The sequence below is a fragment of the Mycobacterium sp. genome (assembly GCF_036490025.1).
GTDB lineage: Bacteria > Actinomycetota > Actinomycetes > Mycobacteriales > Mycobacteriaceae > Mycobacterium.
Window position 1 is genome coordinate 66,402 of sequence record NZ_DASXEP010000028.1, and the last position, 16,330, is coordinate 82,731.

At 69.0% G+C, this 16,330-nt stretch carries 14 protein-coding genes and 1 pseudogene; all 15 read left to right on the forward strand.

The window, feature by feature from the left end:
• Window positions 1-66: 66 nt before the first annotated feature.
• The 15 genes and pseudogenes from VGG53_RS03400 (at window position 67) to VGG53_RS03470 (ending at window position 16,283) form a co-directional block, all read left to right on the forward strand.
• Entirely contained in the window at window positions 67-375 is a 309-nt protein-coding gene (locus VGG53_RS03400) for a WXG100 family type VII secretion target (RefSeq protein ID WP_331516577.1), read from the forward strand.
• Window positions 376-466: 91 nt separating this feature from the next.
• Complete coding sequence (locus VGG53_RS03405) at window positions 467-2,008, forward strand: UDP-N-acetylmuramoyl-L-alanyl-D-glutamate--2,6-diaminopimelate ligase (protein ID WP_331516578.1); 1,542 nt, start codon at window positions 467-469, stop codon at window positions 2,006-2,008.
• Window positions 2,005-3,537: a UDP-N-acetylmuramoyl-tripeptide--D-alanyl-D-alanine ligase gene (locus VGG53_RS03410; RefSeq protein WP_331516579.1), complete on the forward strand. Its 1,533-nt coding sequence runs from the start codon at window positions 2,005-2,007 to the stop codon at window positions 3,535-3,537. The genes VGG53_RS03405 and VGG53_RS03410 overlap by 4 nt, the downstream gene beginning before the upstream one ends.
• The gene (gene mraY / locus VGG53_RS03415; RefSeq protein ID WP_331516580.1) at window positions 3,534-4,616 is read left to right on the forward strand and encodes a phospho-N-acetylmuramoyl-pentapeptide-transferase; all 1,083 of its coding nucleotides are present in this window, start codon (window positions 3,534-3,536) and stop codon (window positions 4,614-4,616) included. Before VGG53_RS03410 ends, mraY begins: the two co-directional genes overlap by 4 nt.
• Window position 4,617: 1 nt before the next feature.
• Window positions 4,618-6,096 (forward strand): UDP-N-acetylmuramoyl-L-alanine--D-glutamate ligase, encoded by a 1,479-nt coding sequence (gene murD / locus VGG53_RS03420; RefSeq protein WP_331516581.1) that lies wholly within the window; start codon window positions 4,618-4,620, stop codon window positions 6,094-6,096.
• Window positions 6,097-6,111: 15 nt separating this feature from the next.
• On the forward strand, window positions 6,112-7,629 hold the full coding sequence (gene ftsW, locus VGG53_RS03425) for a putative lipid II flippase FtsW (RefSeq protein ID WP_331516611.1): 1,518 nt from the start codon (window positions 6,112-6,114) through the stop codon (window positions 7,627-7,629).
• Window positions 7,626-8,792: an undecaprenyldiphospho-muramoylpentapeptide beta-N-acetylglucosaminyltransferase gene (gene murG, locus VGG53_RS03430; protein ID WP_331516582.1), complete on the forward strand. Its 1,167-nt coding sequence runs from the start codon at window positions 7,626-7,628 to the stop codon at window positions 8,790-8,792. The genes ftsW and murG overlap by 4 nt, the downstream gene beginning before the upstream one ends.
• On the forward strand, window positions 8,789-10,255 hold the full coding sequence (gene murC, locus VGG53_RS03435; RefSeq protein WP_331516583.1) for a UDP-N-acetylmuramate--L-alanine ligase: 1,467 nt from the start codon (window positions 8,789-8,791) through the stop codon (window positions 10,253-10,255). The genes murG and murC overlap by 4 nt, the downstream gene beginning before the upstream one ends.
• The gene (locus tag VGG53_RS03440) at window positions 10,252-11,208 is read left to right on the forward strand and encodes a cell division protein FtsQ/DivIB (RefSeq protein ID WP_331516584.1); all 957 of its coding nucleotides are present in this window, start codon (window positions 10,252-10,254) and stop codon (window positions 11,206-11,208) included. The genes murC and VGG53_RS03440 overlap by 4 nt, the downstream gene beginning before the upstream one ends.
• Window positions 11,209-11,419: 211 nt before the next feature.
• Window positions 11,420-12,556 (forward strand): cell division protein FtsZ, encoded by a 1,137-nt coding sequence (ftsZ, locus tag VGG53_RS03445; protein WP_331516612.1) that lies wholly within the window; start codon window positions 11,420-11,422, stop codon window positions 12,554-12,556.
• Window positions 12,557-12,626: 70 nt separating this feature from the next.
• Complete coding sequence (pgeF, locus tag VGG53_RS03450) at window positions 12,627-13,334, forward strand: peptidoglycan editing factor PgeF (RefSeq protein ID WP_331516585.1); 708 nt, start codon at window positions 12,627-12,629, stop codon at window positions 13,332-13,334.
• A pseudogene (locus VGG53_RS03455) lies at window positions 13,331-14,119 on the forward strand (YggS family pyridoxal phosphate enzyme); the annotation flags it as partial. The gene pgeF and the pseudogene VGG53_RS03455, both read left to right, overlap by 4 nt.
• A gap of 84 nt (window positions 14,120-14,203) precedes the next feature.
• The gene (locus VGG53_RS03460) at window positions 14,204-14,839 is read left to right on the forward strand and encodes a cell division protein SepF (RefSeq protein ID WP_331516586.1); all 636 of its coding nucleotides are present in this window, start codon (window positions 14,204-14,206) and stop codon (window positions 14,837-14,839) included.
• A 98-nt stretch (window positions 14,840-14,937) separates the two neighbouring features.
• Window positions 14,938-15,228: a YggT family protein gene (locus VGG53_RS03465; RefSeq protein WP_331516587.1), complete on the forward strand. Its 291-nt coding sequence runs from the start codon at window positions 14,938-14,940 to the stop codon at window positions 15,226-15,228.
• 230 nt (window positions 15,229-15,458) lie between these two features.
• The gene (locus VGG53_RS03470) at window positions 15,459-16,283 is read left to right on the forward strand and encodes a DivIVA domain-containing protein (protein ID WP_331516588.1); all 825 of its coding nucleotides are present in this window, start codon (window positions 15,459-15,461) and stop codon (window positions 16,281-16,283) included.
• Window positions 16,284-16,330 lie beyond the last annotated feature (47 nt).

A 16,330-nucleotide genomic window follows, 5' to 3' on the forward strand; every position in this document is an offset into this window, starting at 1 on the left:
CTGAATTGCGGTAGGTCACCGGCTGGTGCTATGGAGAATGGCGAAGCACAGAGGAAGGTGACGGCGATGGCGGCAGACGGGAATTTTCGGGTCGACATCGAAGCATTGGCGGCCTCGGCGGCACATGTTGCCGGCCAAGGCGACGACCTGGCGAGTGCCCATTTGTCGTCCGACAACCGCATCGCCACGGCCCAGTCAGGCTGGGTCGGCTGCTCGGCGGTGGCACTGCAGATCCGGACCGCTGCCTGGCTGGAAACTTCGCGCAGGCTGCTGACCAGCGTTGGGGATCATGCGCTGACTCTGAACGACGACGGGATCGGCTTTGCCGCACTCGAGCGTGCGAATGTCCAGAAGTTGCGTGCAGCGCACCCGTGACGTCGGTCCGCCGAAGATCTCTCGCTCGATAAGGTGTCAGGGCTGATGGAGGCGCTGACCCGGCGCCAGGACCGCTCGGCAGACGGAGGTGATGACGGTGCCCGCTGCGCTGCGTCCCACCTCTGGCGCGGGGGTGCCGCTGTCGACGCTGGTCGCTCAGGTGAGTGCGGTTCCTGCCGAGGGCAGCCCCGCGTCGGATCTGCAGATCACCGGCGTGACCCTGCGGGCTCAGGACGTCCAGCCCGGCGACCTGTTCGCCGCGCTGCCCGGCACGTCGACACACGGCGCCCGGTTCTATGAAGACGCGGTCGAGCGCGGGGCTGTTGCGGTGTTCACCGATGCGGCCGGGTTGGCGCAGCTGGGACGCGACACCGGCTCGGTGGCCGTCCTTGTCCATCCCCAGCCCCGCAGTGTGCTGGGCGAACTGGCCGCCACCGTGTACGGTCACCCGTCCGAGCGCCTTGCCGTCGTGGGAGTCAGCGGGACGTCGGGCAAGACGACGACGACCTACCTCATCGAAGCCGGCCTGCGGTCGGCCGGACGGACGGCGGGGCTGATCGGCACCGTCGGCCTGCGGATCGACGGCGTCGACATCCCGAGCATGCTGACCACACCCGAGGCGCCCGCGCTGCAGGCCCTGCTGGCGGTGATGGCCGAGCGCGGCGTCGACACCGTGGTCATGGAGGTGTCCAGTCACGCGCTGACGCTGGGCCGCGTCGACGGCATTCGATTCGCGGTCGGCGGGTTCACCAACCTGTCTCGCGACCACCTCGACTTCCACCCGACCATGCAGGACTATTTCGAGGCCAAGGCGCGACTGTTCGACCCGGCATCGCCGCTGCACGCCCGCCGCGCCGTGGTGTGCGTCGACGACGACGGCGGCCGGGCGATGGCCCGCCGCGCCGGTGACGCGATCACGGTCAGCACCAAGGGCCGGCCCGCCGACTGGCGCGCCGAAGACATCAGAACCGATGCCGACGAGCCGGAGTTCACCGCCATCGATCCCGCCGGTGTCCACCACCGGCTCCGGATTGCGCTGCCCGGCGATTACAATATCGCCAATTGCCTTGTCGCACTGGCGATTCTCGATTCGGTCGGCGTTTCCCCGGAGCAGGCGTCAACCGGACTCCGGCATACCCAAGTCCCCGGGCGACTCGAGCGGATCGACCGCGGCCAGAACTTCCTCGCCCTGGTCGACTACGCGCACAAGCCGGGCGCGCTGCACGAGGTGCTGCGAACGCTGCGCCGCCCGGACGGCCGGCTGGCGGTGGTGTTCGGCGCCGGCGGAGATCGCGACCCGGGTAAACGAGTCCCGATGGGCCGTGTCGCCGCGGAGTTGGCCGACCTGGTGGTGGTGACCGACGACAACCCCCGTAGCGAGGACCCCGCAACGATCCGCCGCGAAATCCTCTCCGGTGCAACCGAAGCCGGCACAGCCGCGCAGGTGGTCGAGATCGGGGACCGGCGCGAGGCAATCGAGCACGCGGTGGCCTGGGCAGCTGCCGGAGATGTGGTGGTGATCGCCGGCAAGGGTCACGAGACCGGTCAAACCCGCGCCGGGCACACCCAACCCTTCGACGACCGCGTCGAGCTGGCCAGGGCTATCGAAGCCCTCGAGGAGCGGCGGGAATGATCGAGCTCACCGTGGCGCAGATCGCCGCCATCGTCGGCGGTGAGCTGGCGGACATCTCCGCCGAGGACGCGGCGCGCCTGCACGTCACCGGAACCGTCGAATTCGACTCTCGCAAAGTCACTTCCGGCGGTTTGTTCCTGGCGTTGCCGGGCGCCCGCGTCGACGGCCACGACCATGCCGCGTCCGCGGTGGCCGCCGGAGCGGTCGCCGTGCTGGCCGCCCGGGCGGTCGGCGTACCCGCGATCGTCATTCCAGCCGCGCCGAAGGGCACCGTCGGGGGCCTGGCCGGCGTTCTCGAGCACGACACCGACGGGTCGGGTGCCGCGGTGCTGGCCGCGCTGGCCAGGCTCGCCGCCGCGGTGGCCGCCGAACTGGTCGCCGGGGGTCTGACGATCGTCGGGATCACCGGGTCGTCGGGCAAGACGTCGACGAAAGACCTGCTGGCCGCGGTGCTCGCACCGCTCGGTGAGGTGGTGGCGCCGCCGGGCTCGTTCAACAACGAGCTCGGCCACCCGTGGACCGTGCTGCGCGCCACCGCCGGCACCGACTACCTGATCCTCGAGCTGTCGGCGCGCCACCCCGGCAACATTGCGGCGCTGGCCGCGATAGCACCGCCGGCCATCGGGGTGGTGCTGAACGTCGGCACCGCACACCTCGGTGAATTCGGCTCACGCGAAGCCATCGCGGAAACCAAAGCTGAACTGCTGCAAGCTGTTCCGCGGTCCGGGGTGGTGGTACTCAACGTCGACGATCCGGCGGTGGCGGCGATGGCCGAGATGACCCCGGCCCGGGTGGTGCGCACCAGTCGGCACAGCCAAACCGAGGTGTGGGCCGGACCGGTCACGCTCGACGAGTTGGCCAGGCCGCAGTTCACCCTGCACCGGGCTGACGCCGCCGTCGACGTCCGACTGGCCGTGCACGGCGACCATCACGTCAGCAACGCGCTGTGCGCGGCCGCAGTCGCGCTGGAATGCGGCGCGAGCCTGCAGCAGGTCGCCGAGGCGCTGGCCACTGCCGGCCCGGTGTCGGGCCATCGGATGCGGGTAAGCAGCCGCCCCGATGGGGTGACGGTCATCGACGACGCCTACAACGCCAACCCGGACTCGATGCGCGCAGGGCTGCAGGCACTGGCCTGGATTTCGGCCGCAGGCGGGGCCAACCCCGCCGGAAAGCGCCGGAGCTGGGCGGTGCTGGGCGAGATGGCAGAGCTCGGCGATGACGCAATATCCGAGCATGACCGCATCGGCCGGCTGGCGGTGCGATTAGATGTGTCTCGACTCATTGTCGTGGGAACGGGGAGGTCGATGGGCGCCATGCACCACGGCGCGGTCATGGAAGGGGCACGGGGCTCAGAAGGTGAACGAGAAGCCACCATCGTCGCCGACGCCGACGCCGCCCTGTCCCTGCTGCGAGCTGAACTGCAGCCCGGGGATGTGGTGCTGGTGAAGGCCTCCAACTCGGCGGGGCTGGGGGCGTTGGCCGATTCGCTGACCGCCGAGGGCGCCGAGGCCCGGGGCGACGCCCGATGATCGACATCCTCATCGCCGTCGGGATCTCGCTGACGGTGTCCATCCTGCTGACCCCGATGCTGATCCGGCTGTTCAACCGGCAGGGCTTCGGCCACGAGATCCGCGAGGACGGCCCACCGAGCCACCAGACCAAGCGCGGGACACCGTCGATGGGCGGGGTGGCGATCCTGGCCGGTATCTGGGCGGGCTACCTCGGCACTCACCTGGCCGGTCTGGCGTTCAACGGCCAGGGCCCCTCGGCGTCGGGTCTGCTGGTGCTGCTTCTGGCCACCACGCTGGGCGCCGTCGGATTCGTCGACGATTTGATCAAGATCCGGCGGTCACGCAATCTCGGGCTGAACAAAACGGCCAAGGCCGTCGGGCAGATCACCGCCGCCGTCCTGTTGGGAATCCTGGTTCTGCAATTCCGCAACGACGCCGGCCTGACACCGGGCACTTCGGACCTGTCGTATGTGCGCGAAATCGCCACCGTCACATTGGCTCCCGCGCTTTTCGTACTGTTCTGCGTGATCGTTGTGAGCGCCTGGTCCAACGCGGTCAACTTCACCGACGGACTGGACGGCCTGGCCGCCGGCGCGATGGCCATGGTCACTGCCGCCTACGTGCTGATCACCTTTTGGCAGTACCGCAACGCGTGCGCCACCGCCCCGGGCCTGGGTTGCTACAACGTGCGCGATCCGCTGGATCTCGCGATCATCGCGGCGGCGACCGCAGGAGCGTGCATCGGGTTTCTGTGGTGGAACGCCGCGCCGGCCAAGATCTTCATGGGCGATACCGGATCGCTGGCCCTGGGCGGCATCATCGCCGGCATATCGGTGACCAGCCGCACCGAAATCCTCGCGGTGGTGCTCGGCTCGCTGTTCGTCGCGGAGATCGTCTCGGTGGTGCTGCAGATACTGGCGTTCCGGACGACCGGTCGCCGGGTGTTCCGGATGGCGCCTTTCCACCATCACTTCGAGCTCGCCGGCTGGGCCGAAACCACGGTGATCATCCGGTTCTGGTTGCTCACCGCGATCAGCTGCGGGCTGGGCGTGGCGCTCTTCTACAGCGAGTGGCTCGCCGCCACCGGCGGCGGCTGAGATGTCCGACCCCGCGCTCGAGGCACTGTCGGCGGGAGCGCCGGTGCTGGTCGCGGGGGGAGGCGTGACCGGCCGCGCGGTGCTGGCGGCGCTGGGCACCCTGGGCGCGACGGCAACACTCTGCGACGACGACCCGGTCACCCGGCGGCACTTCGCCGAGGACGGTACGGCGACGGAGGATTCGGCGGGTGCCGCGGCGCATATCGCCGACTACGCCCTGGTGGTCGCCAGTCCCGGTTTCCCGCCGACCGCGCCGGTGCCTGCCGCCGCCGCGGCCGCCGGTGTGCCGATCTGGGGCGACGTCGAGTTGGCGTGGCGGCTGGATCAGGCCGGCCGTTACGGCCCGCCGCGGCGCTGGCTGGCCGTCACCGGCACCAACGGCAAGACCACCACGACGTCGATGCTGCACGCCATGCTCGTCGCCGCCGGCCGCAGCAGCCAACTCTGCGGCAACATCGGCAGCCCGGTGCTGGACGTGTTGCACGAGCCCGCCGATCTGCTGGCCGTCGAGTTGTCCAGCTTCCAGCTGCACTGGGCGCCGTCGGTGCGACCCGAGGCCGGGGTGGTGCTCAACATCGCCGAAGACCACCTGGACTGGCACCTGAGCCTGGCCGACTACGCCGCCGCGAAGGCCGGCGTGCTGCGCGGCCGGGTGGCAGTGGCCGGGCTGGACGACCCGCGGGCAGCGCAGCTGCTTCGGGCCGCCCCGGCACCCGTTCGCGTCGGGTTTCGGCTCGCCGAGCCCGCGGCCGGTGAACTCGGCGTCCGGGACGGCATGCTCGTCGACAGGGCCTTTTTCGCAGCCGGCCCCGCCGACGAGGTGCTGGCGCCGATCTCGTCGATCCCGGTGCCGGGCCCGGTGGGCGTGCTAGACGCGCTGGCCGCGGCCGCGCTGGCGCGCAGCATTGGGGTATCCGGCGACGCAATCGCCGCGGCGCTGGCCTCCTTCCAGGTGGGCCGGCACCGCGCCGAGTTGGTCGCCGTCGGCGAGCAGATCAGCTACGTCGACGATTCCAAGGCGACGAATCCGCATGCCGCCGAGGCGTCCGTGCTGGCCTACCCGCGGGTGGTGTGGATCGCCGGGGGTCTACTCAAGGGCGCATCCGTGCACGAGACCGTGGCCAGGATCGCTCCGCGACTGGTCGGGGCGGTGCTGATCGGCCGGGACCGGGCCATGGTTGCCGAGGCGTTATCGCGACACGCCCCGGATGTGCCCGTCGTACAGGTTGTGGCAGGCGAGGATATTGATATGCAAGCGACTGCTGAGTCTCCTGTTACCCATGTGGCAAAAGTGGTCCCTCCGTCGGACGAGACCGTCGGCACTCGCGTGATGAACGCTGCCGTGGCCGCCGCCCGAGAGCTGGCGCAACCCGGCGACACCGTGCTGCTGGCACCGGCCGGCGCCTCCTTTGACCAGTTCACCGGGTACGGGGACCGCGGCGACGCGTTCGCGGCCGCTGTGCGCGCCACACTTCGGTAGCTGCGGGTGACGAACATGCTGGCCTGGCTGCTGCGCCGGGCAGCCAAGGGTGGCCAGGCGGCCGACAGCACGCCCGAGGCGCCCGCGAAGGAAACGGCCGCGAAAGCGACCGCCGGCGAGCCACGCACCCGATTCGGGGCCTGGCTCGGCCGTCCGATGACGTCGTTTCACCTGATCATCGCGGTGGCCGCGCTGTTGACCACGCTGGGCCTGATCATGGTGCTGTCCGCGTCCGGCGTCCGGTCCTACGACGACGACGGGTCGGCGTGGGTCATCTTCGGTCGCCAGGTGCTGTGGACGATTGTCGGGCTGTTCGCCTGCTACCTGGCGTTGCGGTTGCCCGTGCGGTTCATGCGGCGGATGGCGTTCTCCGGCTTCGCCGTGACGATCGTGATGCTGGTGCTGGTGCTGATTCCGGGAATCGGCAACGAAGCCAACGGCTCCCGCGGGTGGTTCGTCATCGCGGGCTTTTCGATGCAGCCCTCCGAGCTGACCAAGATCGCCTTCGCCATCTGGGGTGCGCACCTGCTGGCGGCGCGGCGCATGGAGCGCGCCACGCTGCGCGAGATGCTGATCCCGTTGGTTCCCGCGGCGGTCATCGCGCTGGCGCTCATCGTCGCGCAGCCCGACCTGGGCCAGACAGTGTCGTTGAGCATCATCCTGCTGGGCCTGCTGTGGTACGCCGGCCTGCCGCTGCGAGTGTTCCTCAGCTCGCTGTTCGCCGCCGTCGTGGCGGGCGGGATCCTGGCGGTGTCGGCGGGTTACCGCTCCGACCGGGTGCGGTCGTGGCTGGACCCGGGCCAGGACCCCCAAGACTCGGGCTATCAGGCCAGGCAGGCCAAGTACGCGCTGGCCAACGGCGGCATCTTCGGCGACGGTCTGGGCCAGGGCACGGCGAAGTGGAACTACTTGCCCAACGCGCACAACGACTTCATCTTCGCGATCATCGGCGAAGAGCTCGGTTTGGTCGGAGCGCTCGGTCTGCTGGCCCTGTTCGGGTTGTTCGCCTACACCGGGATGCGTATCGCCCGCCGCTCCGCGGACCCGTTCCTGCGGCTGCTGACCGCGACCACCACCATGTGGGTGATCGGTCAGTCGTTCATCAATGTCGGCTACGTGATTGGTCTGCTGCCGGTCACCGGCATCCAGCTGCCACTCATTTCTGCGGGCGGAACATCAACGGCCACAACGCTTTTGATGATCGGCATGATGGCAAACGCGGCTCGGCACGAACCCGAGGCGGTTGCCGCGCTCCGAGCCGGGCGCGACGACCGGATGAACCGCATTCTGCGGCTGCCGCTGCCGGAGCCCTACGCGCCGACCCGGGTCGAGGCTTTACGCGACCGGCTGCGGGACCGACCGCGACCGGCCAAGCCACAGCGCCCGGCGAAGCGGGCCTCTCGGTCTGGCGGAAACGGCCGTGCCGGGGGGAGGCATCATGGAGGCGAAAAGCGGTACACCGGCCAACGTCGCGCAAGCACTGGGCATGGCCGTGCCAAGGGCCGCGTACTGGAAGGTCAGCGCAACGGGTGAACGACTCGGTCACGGGATCATCGGCCACCGGGCCGACCGGGTGTTCCTCGTTGTCGGTGGTACTCGCGGGCGGCGGGACGGCCGGGCACGTTGAGCCGGCGATGGCCGTCGCCGATGCCCTGGTCGGGCTGGATCCACACGTCCGAATCACCGCGCTGGGCACTGCGCGGGGTCTGGAGACCACGCTGGTACCCGAGCGCGGCTACCAGCTCGAGCTGATCACCCCGGTACCGCTGCCCCGCAAGCCCACCGGTGATTTGGTCCGCCTTCCGGTGCGGGTGCTGCGGGCGGTTCGGCAGACCCGGGCGGTGCTGGACAAAGTGGACGCCGACGTGGTGATCGGGTTCGGCGGCTATGTATCGCTGCCCGCGTATCTGGCCGCCCGGGGCAGGTCCCGGCGCCGCCGGCGGGTGCCGGTGGTGATTCACGAAGCCAACGCCAGCGCCGGGCTGGCCAACCGGGTCGGCGCCCGCAGCGCCCACCGCGTGCTTTCTGCGGTCCCCGACCCCGGCCTGCGGCACGCCGAAGTCGTCGGCGTGCCGGTTCGGGAAGCGATCACCTCGCTGGACCGTGCCGAACTGCGGTCGACGGCGCGCGCGCATTTCGGCTTCGCCGACGACGACCGGGTGTTGCTGGTGTTCGGCGGCTCGCAGGGGGCCGCGTCCATCAACCGGGCGGTCGCCGCGGCCGCCGGCGATCTGGCGGCTGCCGGCGTAGCGGTGCTGCACGCGCACGGCGCCAAGAACACCATCGAACTGCGCGCCCCGGAGCCCGGTGACCCGGCATACGTCGCGGTGCCCTACCTGAGCCGGATGGATCTGGCTTACGCCGCCGCCGATCTGGCGATCTGCCGGTCGGGCGCGATGACGGTGGCCGAGGTGACGGCCGTCGGACTGCCCGCGGTGTATGTGCCGCTGCCGATCGGCAACGGCGAGCAGCGGCTCAACGCGTTACCGGTGGTCAATGCCGGTGGCGGCATGCTGATCGACGATGCCGATCTGACCCCGGGCGTGATCGCCGCGCAGGTGGCCGGGTTGCTCAATGACGCGTCGCGATTGGCGGCGATGACGACGGCAGCGGCGCTGGTCGGTCATCCGGACGCGGCGAAGCAGGTGGCCCGCGTCGCGCTGGACGTGGCGCGCGCGGGGAGAACGCGACGATGACGCCGTCCCTGCCCCCGGAACTGCAGCGGGTGCACATGGTCGGCATCGGGGGAGCGGGCATGTCGGGCATCGCGCGCATCCTGCTGGACCGGGGCGGGCTGGTTTCGGGTTCCGACGCCAAGGAATCACGCGGCGTCCGCGCGCTGCGGGCGCGCGGCGCGCTGATCCGGATCGGCCACGACGCCTCGTCGCTGGATCTGCTGCCGGGCGGAGCGACCGCCGTCATCACCACCCATGCCGCGATCCCGAAGACCAACCCCGAACTCGTCGAGGCCCGCCGTCGCGGCATCCCGGTGCTGCTCCGGCCCGGGGTACTTGCCAAGCTGATGGACGGACGGACCACGCTGATGGTCACTGGCACGCACGGCAAGACGACGACGACGTCGATGCTGATCGTGGCCCTGCAGCATTGTGGGCGGGACCCGTCCTTCGCCGTCGGAGGCGAGATGGGCGAGGCCGGCACCAACGCCCACCACGGCAGCGGCGACTGCTTCGTCGCCGAGGCCGACGAGAGCGATGGCTCGCTGCTGGAATACACCCCGAATGTCGCGGTGGTCACCAACATCGAGTCCGACCATCTCGACTTCTTCGGTAGTCCCGATGCCTACACCGCGGTCTTCGATTCGTTCGCGGAGCGCATCGTTCCGGGCGGTGCGCTGGTGGTCTGCACCGACGACGCGGGTGCGGCGGCGTTGGCGGAACGCGTTGCGGCGCTGGGGATCCGGGTGCTGCGGTACGGCTCGTCGTACGACGGCCCGGATCACAAGCTGGCCGGGACGCTGTTGTCCTGGGAGCAACAGGGAACCGAGGCGGTCGCGCACGTCAAGGTCGACGGCGAGATCCATCCGTGGGTGATGCGACTGTCGGTGCCGGGCCGGCATATGGCGCTGAACGCGCTCGGCGCGCTGCTGGCCGCCATCGAGATCGGCGCCCCGGCCGAGTGCGTGCTCGACGGGCTCGCCGGTTTCGAGGGGGTCCGCCGCCGCTTCGAACTGATCGGCGCCGCGGCCGGCGTGCGGGTTTTCGACGACTACGCCCACCACCCGACCGAGGTCAGTGCCACGCTGGAGGCGGTGCGCACGCTGCTGGAGCAGACCGGTACCGGCCGCTCGCTAGTGGTGTTCCAGCCGCATTTGTATTCGCGGACAAAAGCTTTCGCCGCTGAGTTCGGTCAGGCGCTCGACGGGGCCGATCAAGTCTTCGTGCTCGATGTCTACGGTGCACGCGAACAGCCCATCCCCGGCGTGAGCGGGGCGAGCGTCGCCGAGCACGTCAGCGTCCCGGGGCAGTACCTGCCTGATTTCTCCTCGGTGGCCGAGGTGGTGGGCGCGGCTGCCGCCCCCGGAGATGTCGTCGTCACCATGGGCGCCGGCGATGTCACCATGCTCGCGCCGGAGATCGTCACCGCGCTGCGGTTACGGGCCAACCGCACCGCGCCGGGCCGCCCCGGGGTGTGGCAATGACCGAGCCGGGCGGGGCGCCGCCGTCCCGGCACAGCGACGACCCCGTTGGCGAAACCACGGCCACCGAGCCGATCGAAGCCGCTGCGCCGGCCGGCGACGACGACGTAGCGCAGGAGCAGAACGGGGCGCCGGACGCCGTCGAGGGGCCCCGTCGGCGGGCCCGGCGGGAACGCGCCGAACGCCGCGAGGCCCAGGCGCGCGCGGTGGCGATCGAGCAGGCCCGCCGCGAGGCGAAACGCGCGGCGCGTGGGCGTGCCGTGAGCTCGTCCAAACCCGTTGCGCGCGGCGCAATCCGGGGCCTGAAGCTGTTTCTGGTGTCGCTGCTGCTGATCGTGGCCACCGCCGCGGTGGGGCTGGTCCTCTACTTCACGCCGGCGATGTCCGCGCGCAGCATCATCATTACCGGCATCGGCGCGGTCACCCGCGATGAGGTGCTCGACGTGGCTCACGTCCGACTCGGAACGCCGCTGCTGCAGATCGACACCGATGGCGTCGCCGACCGGGTGGCGGCGATCCGCCGGGTGGCCAGCGCGCGAGTGCAACGCGATTACCCTTCGGCGCTGCGGATCATCATCGTCGAGCGAGTCCCGTTGGTGGTCAAGGATTTTCCCGATGGACCGCATCTATTCGACCGCGACGGCGTGGATTTCGCGACCGCGCCGCCACCTCCGGCCCTGCCCTACATCGACGTCGACAATCCCGGACCGACCGATCCGGCCACCAAGGCCGCGCTGGCAGTGCTGACCGCGCTGCGTCCCGAAGTCGTCGCGCAAGTGAGTCGGATCGCCGCCCCGTCGGTCGCGTCGATCTCGCTGACGCTCGCCGATGGGCGCAAGGTGATCTGGGGGACCAACGAGCGGACCGAGGAGAAGGCCCAGAAGCTGGCGGCCCTGCTGACCCAGCCCGGCCGCACCTACGACGTATCCAGCCCGGATCTGCCGACCGTCAAGTAGCCGCGTCGCTCCGCTGCACGTTGGCTGCGGCACAAACTCGCCGAAAATTCGCCAGCGACTCCTCGGCGCGCCTGCATCGATCGGGCACACGGCGGCAATACCGTTCTGTTTGCGCGAATCAACTTGACATAACTCTAACTCTTTACTTGAGGTTGAGGTTTGCCGAGCCGGTTCGCTTTAGTCAAATCCCACCAGGGAGGAACAAAGAATGATGACCCCGCCGCACAACTACTTGGCCGTCATCAAAGTCGTCGGGATAGGCGGCGGCGGTGTCAACGCCGTCAACCGCATGATCGAGCAGGGACTCAAGGGCGTCGAGTTCATCGCGATCAACACCGACGCGCAGGCGCTGTTGATGAGCGACGCCGACGTCAAGCTCGACGTCGGCCGCGACTCCACTCGAGGGCTCGGCGCCGGCGCCGACCCCGAGGTCGGCCGCAGAGCTGCCGACGACGCCAAGGACGAGATCGAAGAACTGCTGCGCGGGGCCGACATGGTCTTCGTCACCGCCGGCGAAGGCGGTGGAACCGGCACCGGGGGAGCACCGGTGGTCGCCAGCATCGCCCGCAAGCTCGGTGCGCTGACCGTCGGCGTCGTCACCCGGCCGTTCTCCTTCGAGGGCAAGCGGCGGGGCACCCAGGCAGAAATCGGCATCTCGTCGTTGCGCGAAAGCTGCGACACCCTGATCGTCATCCCCAACGACCGTCTGCTGCAGATGGGTGATGCCGAGGTCTCGCTGATGGACGCCTTCCGCAGCGCCGACGAGGTGCTGCTCAACGGGGTCCAGGGCATCACCGACCTGATCACCACCCCGGGCCTGATCAACGTCGACTTCGCCGACGTCAAGGGCATCATGTCGGGCGCGGGTACGGCGCTGATGGGTATTGGTTCGGCGCGGGGCGACGGGCGCGCGCTGAAGGCGGCCGAGATCGCGATCAACTCGCCGCTGCTGGAAGCCTCCATGGAGGGGGCCCAAGGTGTGCTGATGTCGATCGCCGGCGGCAGCGACCTGGGCTTGTTCGAGATCAACGAGGCGGCCTCGCTGGTGCAGGACGCCGCCCACCAGGACGCCAACATCATCTTCGGAACGGTCATCGACGACTCGCTCGGCGACGAAGTGCGGGTCACGGTGATCGCGGCGGGCTTCGACGCCAACGGGCCGGGCCGAAAGCCGGTCGTCAGCGACGGCGGTGCCTCGACGATCGCGGCCGGCAAACACGGCAAGGTCAGCTCCACTCTGTTCGAGCCTCCCGACGCGGTCAGCGTGTCGGTGCCGACCAACGGCGCAACCTTCGACATCGGCGGCGAGGACGACGACGTCGACGTGCCGCCGTTCATGCGGCGCTAGCCGCGCGACGATGCGGGCCGCGACACGGTGTCGGGGCGGGGCGGCCGTACTCACGCCGGATACTGGTCGGGTGAGCGTTCGCATCCGGCGGGTCAGCACCACTCGGGCCGGTGGTGTTTCGTTGCCGCCGTTCGACACCTTCAACCTGGGTGACCATGTCGGCGACGACCCGGTCGCCGTCGCGGCGAACCGGGCCCGGCTGGCCGGCGCCATCGGTCTTGGCCCCGACCGGGTGGTGTGGATGAACCAAGTTCACAGTGACAACGTGGAAGTGGTCGACGGTCCACGCGACACCGCGTTCGACAACACCGACGGGTTGGTGACCCGCACGCCGCGGCTGGCGCTGGCGGTGGTGACCGCCGATTGCGTTCCGGTGCTGCTGGCCGATGCGCGGGCAGGCGTTGTCGCGGCTGTGCACGCCGGCCGGGTCGGAGCTCGCGACGGCGTGGTCGCCCGAGCGGTCGAGGCCATGTTGTCGGTCGGCGCGCACGAGTCGGACATCTCGGTGCTGCTCGGCCCCGCGGTCAGTGGCCGCAACTACGAAGTTCCCGCGGCGATGGCCGACGAGGTGGAGTCGGCGCTGCCGGGCAGTCGCACCACCACGTCGGCGGGCACGCCGGGGCTGGACCTTCGTGCCGGAATCGCTTGCCAGCTCAAGACTTTGGGTGTGAATGCCATCGATGTCGACCCGCGGTGCACGGTCGACGACGTCAACCTGTTCAGCCATCGCCGTGGCGCCCCGACCGGGCGGCTGGCCTCGGTGGTGTGGATGCAATGAGCACAGTGGCGGTAAACCGCTCAGCTCGACCGGAGCGGGAATTGGAATTGGCCGATTCTTTGGCGGCGTTGCGATCGCGGCTTGCGGAAGCCGCCGAAGGGGCGGACCGCAAACTCGATGAAATTCAACTCCTGCCTATTACCAAATTCTTTCCGGCAACCGATGTGGCGATTTTGTCGCGATTGGGATGTGCCGCGTTCGGTGAATCCCGCGACCAGGAAGCGGCGGCAAAGGTGGAAGAAGTCGCTCGGTTGCTGGACGGTCGGTCGGGGGACGGCCCGGCAGCCGGGGGCCCGCAGTGGCACATGGTCGGCACGATTCAGCGCAACAAGGCCCGGTCGCTGGCCGGCTGGGCGCATACCGCCCACTCGGTCAGCAGCACCCGGGTGGTGGCGGCCCTCGACCGGGCCGTGGCCGGTGCGCTGAGCGAGGGCCGGCGGAAAAGTCCATTGCGGGTCTACGTCCAGATCAGCCTCGACGGTGACGTGTCCCGCGGTGGTGTCGACCTCTCCGAGACCGGGGCCGTCGACGAAATCTGTGCGCAGATCGATGCCGCGGAGTCCCTGGAACTGGTTGGTCTGATGGGGATCCCGCCGCTGGACTGGGAGCCGGACCGGGCGTTCGCTCTCTTGCAGGCAGAACACCACCGGGTGCGCCGGGCGCATCCGGCCGCCGCGGGGTTGTCGGCGGGAATGTCGGACGACCTCGAGATTGCGGTCAAACATGGTTCGACGTGTGTGCGTGTCGGTACCGCGTTATTAGGTCAACGACCGCTACCGTCACCGACAGTAGTCACTCCAGTCACATCTTCATCACAGACACCCCGATCCCCAAATCCTAAGTCCCCAGAGCTGTAGAAGGGTCAAGCGATGAGCACACTGCACAAGGTCAAGGCCTACTTCGGTATGGCTCCGATGGAGGATTACGACGACGAGTACTACGACGACCACGCGCCGGCCCGCAGCGGCTACCCGCGGCAGCGGTTCGGCGACGAGGGGTATGGCCGCTACGAGGGGCGCGAGTACGACGACCCGCGTAGCGAGTCCGCCGAGTACGGATCCGGCAGCTACCGCGGCGGCTACGCCGACGAACCCCGCTTCCGCGGACCCGATTACGACCGCCCCGACGTCGGCCGCGCGCGCTTCGGCTCATTGCGCGGCGCCACCCGCGGCGCGCTGGCGATGGACCCGCGCCGGATGGCGATGATGTTCGACGAGAGCAGCCCGCTGTCCAAGATCACCACGCTGCGGCCCAAGGACTACGGCGAGGCCCGCACCATCGGCGAGCGGTTCCGCGACGGCACCCCGGTGATCATGGACCTGGTGTCGATGGACAATGCCGACGCCAAGCGGCTGGTCGACTTCGCTGCGGGGCTGGCATTCGCGCTGCGTGGTTCATTCGACAAGGTCGCCACCAAAGTGTTCTTGCTCTCACCGGCCGACGTCGATGTCTCGCCCGAAGAACGCCGGCGCATCGCCGAGACCGGCTTTTACGCCTACCAGTAGCCGCCGGGCGGGTCAGCGTCTGACCCGGTAGGCTGACATCTGGCCACAGCTGGGGCTGTCGCCACGGTCGCATTTTCATAACTAAGGTCGGGCTCTAGTTGACGTCGTTCGTACACATCGTTGGCTATGCGCTCTTCGTTTTTTGGCTACTGCTGATCGCGCGGGTCGTCATCGAGTTCATCCGATCATTCAGCCGCGACTGGCATCCGCGGGGTTCCACCGTGGTGATTCTGGAGGTCGTCCTGTCGGTCACCGATCCGCCGGTAAATCTGCTGCGACGGCTGATCCCGCAGCTCACCGTCGGTGCCGTGCGCTTCGACCTGTCGATCATGGTGCTGCTGCTGCTCGCGTTCATCGGCATGACGTGGGCTATCGACTACGGGCGCTGAGGGGTGCTTGACCGAGTGCGGCAGTTTGCCACGGCCGGCATTCGGTTCTCCTTAGGCACCGATTTCGCACTTCTTAAACTGTGAAATTCGATCTTATTTATCGATCGATTCGGCTACCGCCGGGTCTGGTGTGACAGGATGGGCCGCAGTTGCAGTATGGCTACGACATCGTTCATCCCGTCCTACACTTTCCTTGACGGTTTGACTGTCCACACTCAAGGGGGCTAAGAATGCCGCTGACACCCGCAGACGTCCACAATGTGGCGTTCAGTAAGCCGCCCATCGGCAAGCGTGGTTATAACGAGGACGAGGTCGATGCCTTCCTCGACTTGGTCGAGAATGAGCTGACCCGGCTCATCGAGGAGAACTCCGACCTGCGTCAGCGGGTCGCCGAGCTGGACCAGGAACTGGCGGGCGCCAGGTCCGGCGGCGGCACCAGTGCTCAAGCCACCCAAGCCATTCCGCTGTACGAGCCCGAACCCGAGCCCGTCAAACCGGCGCCGCAGCCCACCCCGGCCGCCGCTCCCGCTCCGGCCGCGTCCGCGTCGCTCGGGGAAGAGCAGGCCATGAAGGCCGCGCGGGTGCTCAGCCTGGCTCAGGACACCGCCGACCGATTGACCGGCACCGCCCAGGCGGAGTCGGACAAGCTGCTGGCCGATGCCCGAGCCAGCGCCGACCAGATCGTCGGCGACGCCCGCCGCGAGGCCGAGACCACGGTCTCCGAGGCCCGCCAGCGTGCCGACGCGCTGCTGTCCGACGCGCAGACCCGTTCCGAGACGCAGCTACGCCAGGCCCAGGAGAAGGCCGATGCGCTGCAGGCCGATGCCGAGCGCAAGCATTCCGAGATCATGGGCACGATCAACCAGCAACGCACTGTGCTGGAAGGCCGGCTCGAGCAGCTGCGTACCTTCGAACGCGAATACCGCACCCGACTCAAGACCTACCTCGAGTCTCAGCTCGAGGAGCTCGGACAACGCGGGTCGGCCGCGCCGGTCGATTCCAGTGCGAGCAATGACGCCGCGGGGTTCAACCAGTTCAATCGGGGTACTAACTAGGTCGGTTGGGGATACCGGCAGCACCGGTAGGTATCCTGCACATTTGG

Excerpts from the sequence above, each read along its gene's own strand:
- ftsW (WP_331516611.1), top strand. The coding sequence starts at position 6,112 with ATGCTGGCCTGGCTGCTGCGCCGGGCAGCCAAGGGTGGCCAGGCGGCC.
- VGG53_RS03405 (WP_331516578.1), top strand. The coding sequence starts at position 467 with ATGACGGTGCCCGCTGCGCTGCGTCCCACCTCTGGCGCGGGGGTGCCG.
- VGG53_RS03470 (WP_331516588.1), top strand. The coding sequence starts at position 15,459 with ATGCCGCTGACACCCGCAGACGTCCACAATGTGGCGTTCAGTAAGCCG.
- VGG53_RS03460 (WP_331516586.1), top strand. The coding sequence starts at position 14,204 with ATGAGCACACTGCACAAGGTCAAGGCCTACTTCGGTATGGCTCCGATG.
- VGG53_RS03400 (WP_331516577.1), top strand. The coding sequence starts at position 67 with ATGGCGGCAGACGGGAATTTTCGGGTCGACATCGAAGCATTGGCGGCC.
- mraY (WP_331516580.1), top strand. The coding sequence starts at position 3,534 with ATGATCGACATCCTCATCGCCGTCGGGATCTCGCTGACGGTGTCCATC.
- ftsZ (WP_331516612.1), top strand. The coding sequence starts at position 11,420 with ATGACCCCGCCGCACAACTACTTGGCCGTCATCAAAGTCGTCGGGATA.
- murD (WP_331516581.1), top strand. The coding sequence starts at position 4,618 with ATGTCCGACCCCGCGCTCGAGGCACTGTCGGCGGGAGCGCCGGTGCTG.
- murC (WP_331516583.1), top strand. The coding sequence starts at position 8,789 with ATGACGCCGTCCCTGCCCCCGGAACTGCAGCGGGTGCACATGGTCGGC.
- VGG53_RS03410 (WP_331516579.1), top strand. The coding sequence starts at position 2,005 with ATGATCGAGCTCACCGTGGCGCAGATCGCCGCCATCGTCGGCGGTGAG.
- VGG53_RS03440 (WP_331516584.1), top strand. The coding sequence starts at position 10,252 with ATGACCGAGCCGGGCGGGGCGCCGCCGTCCCGGCACAGCGACGACCCC.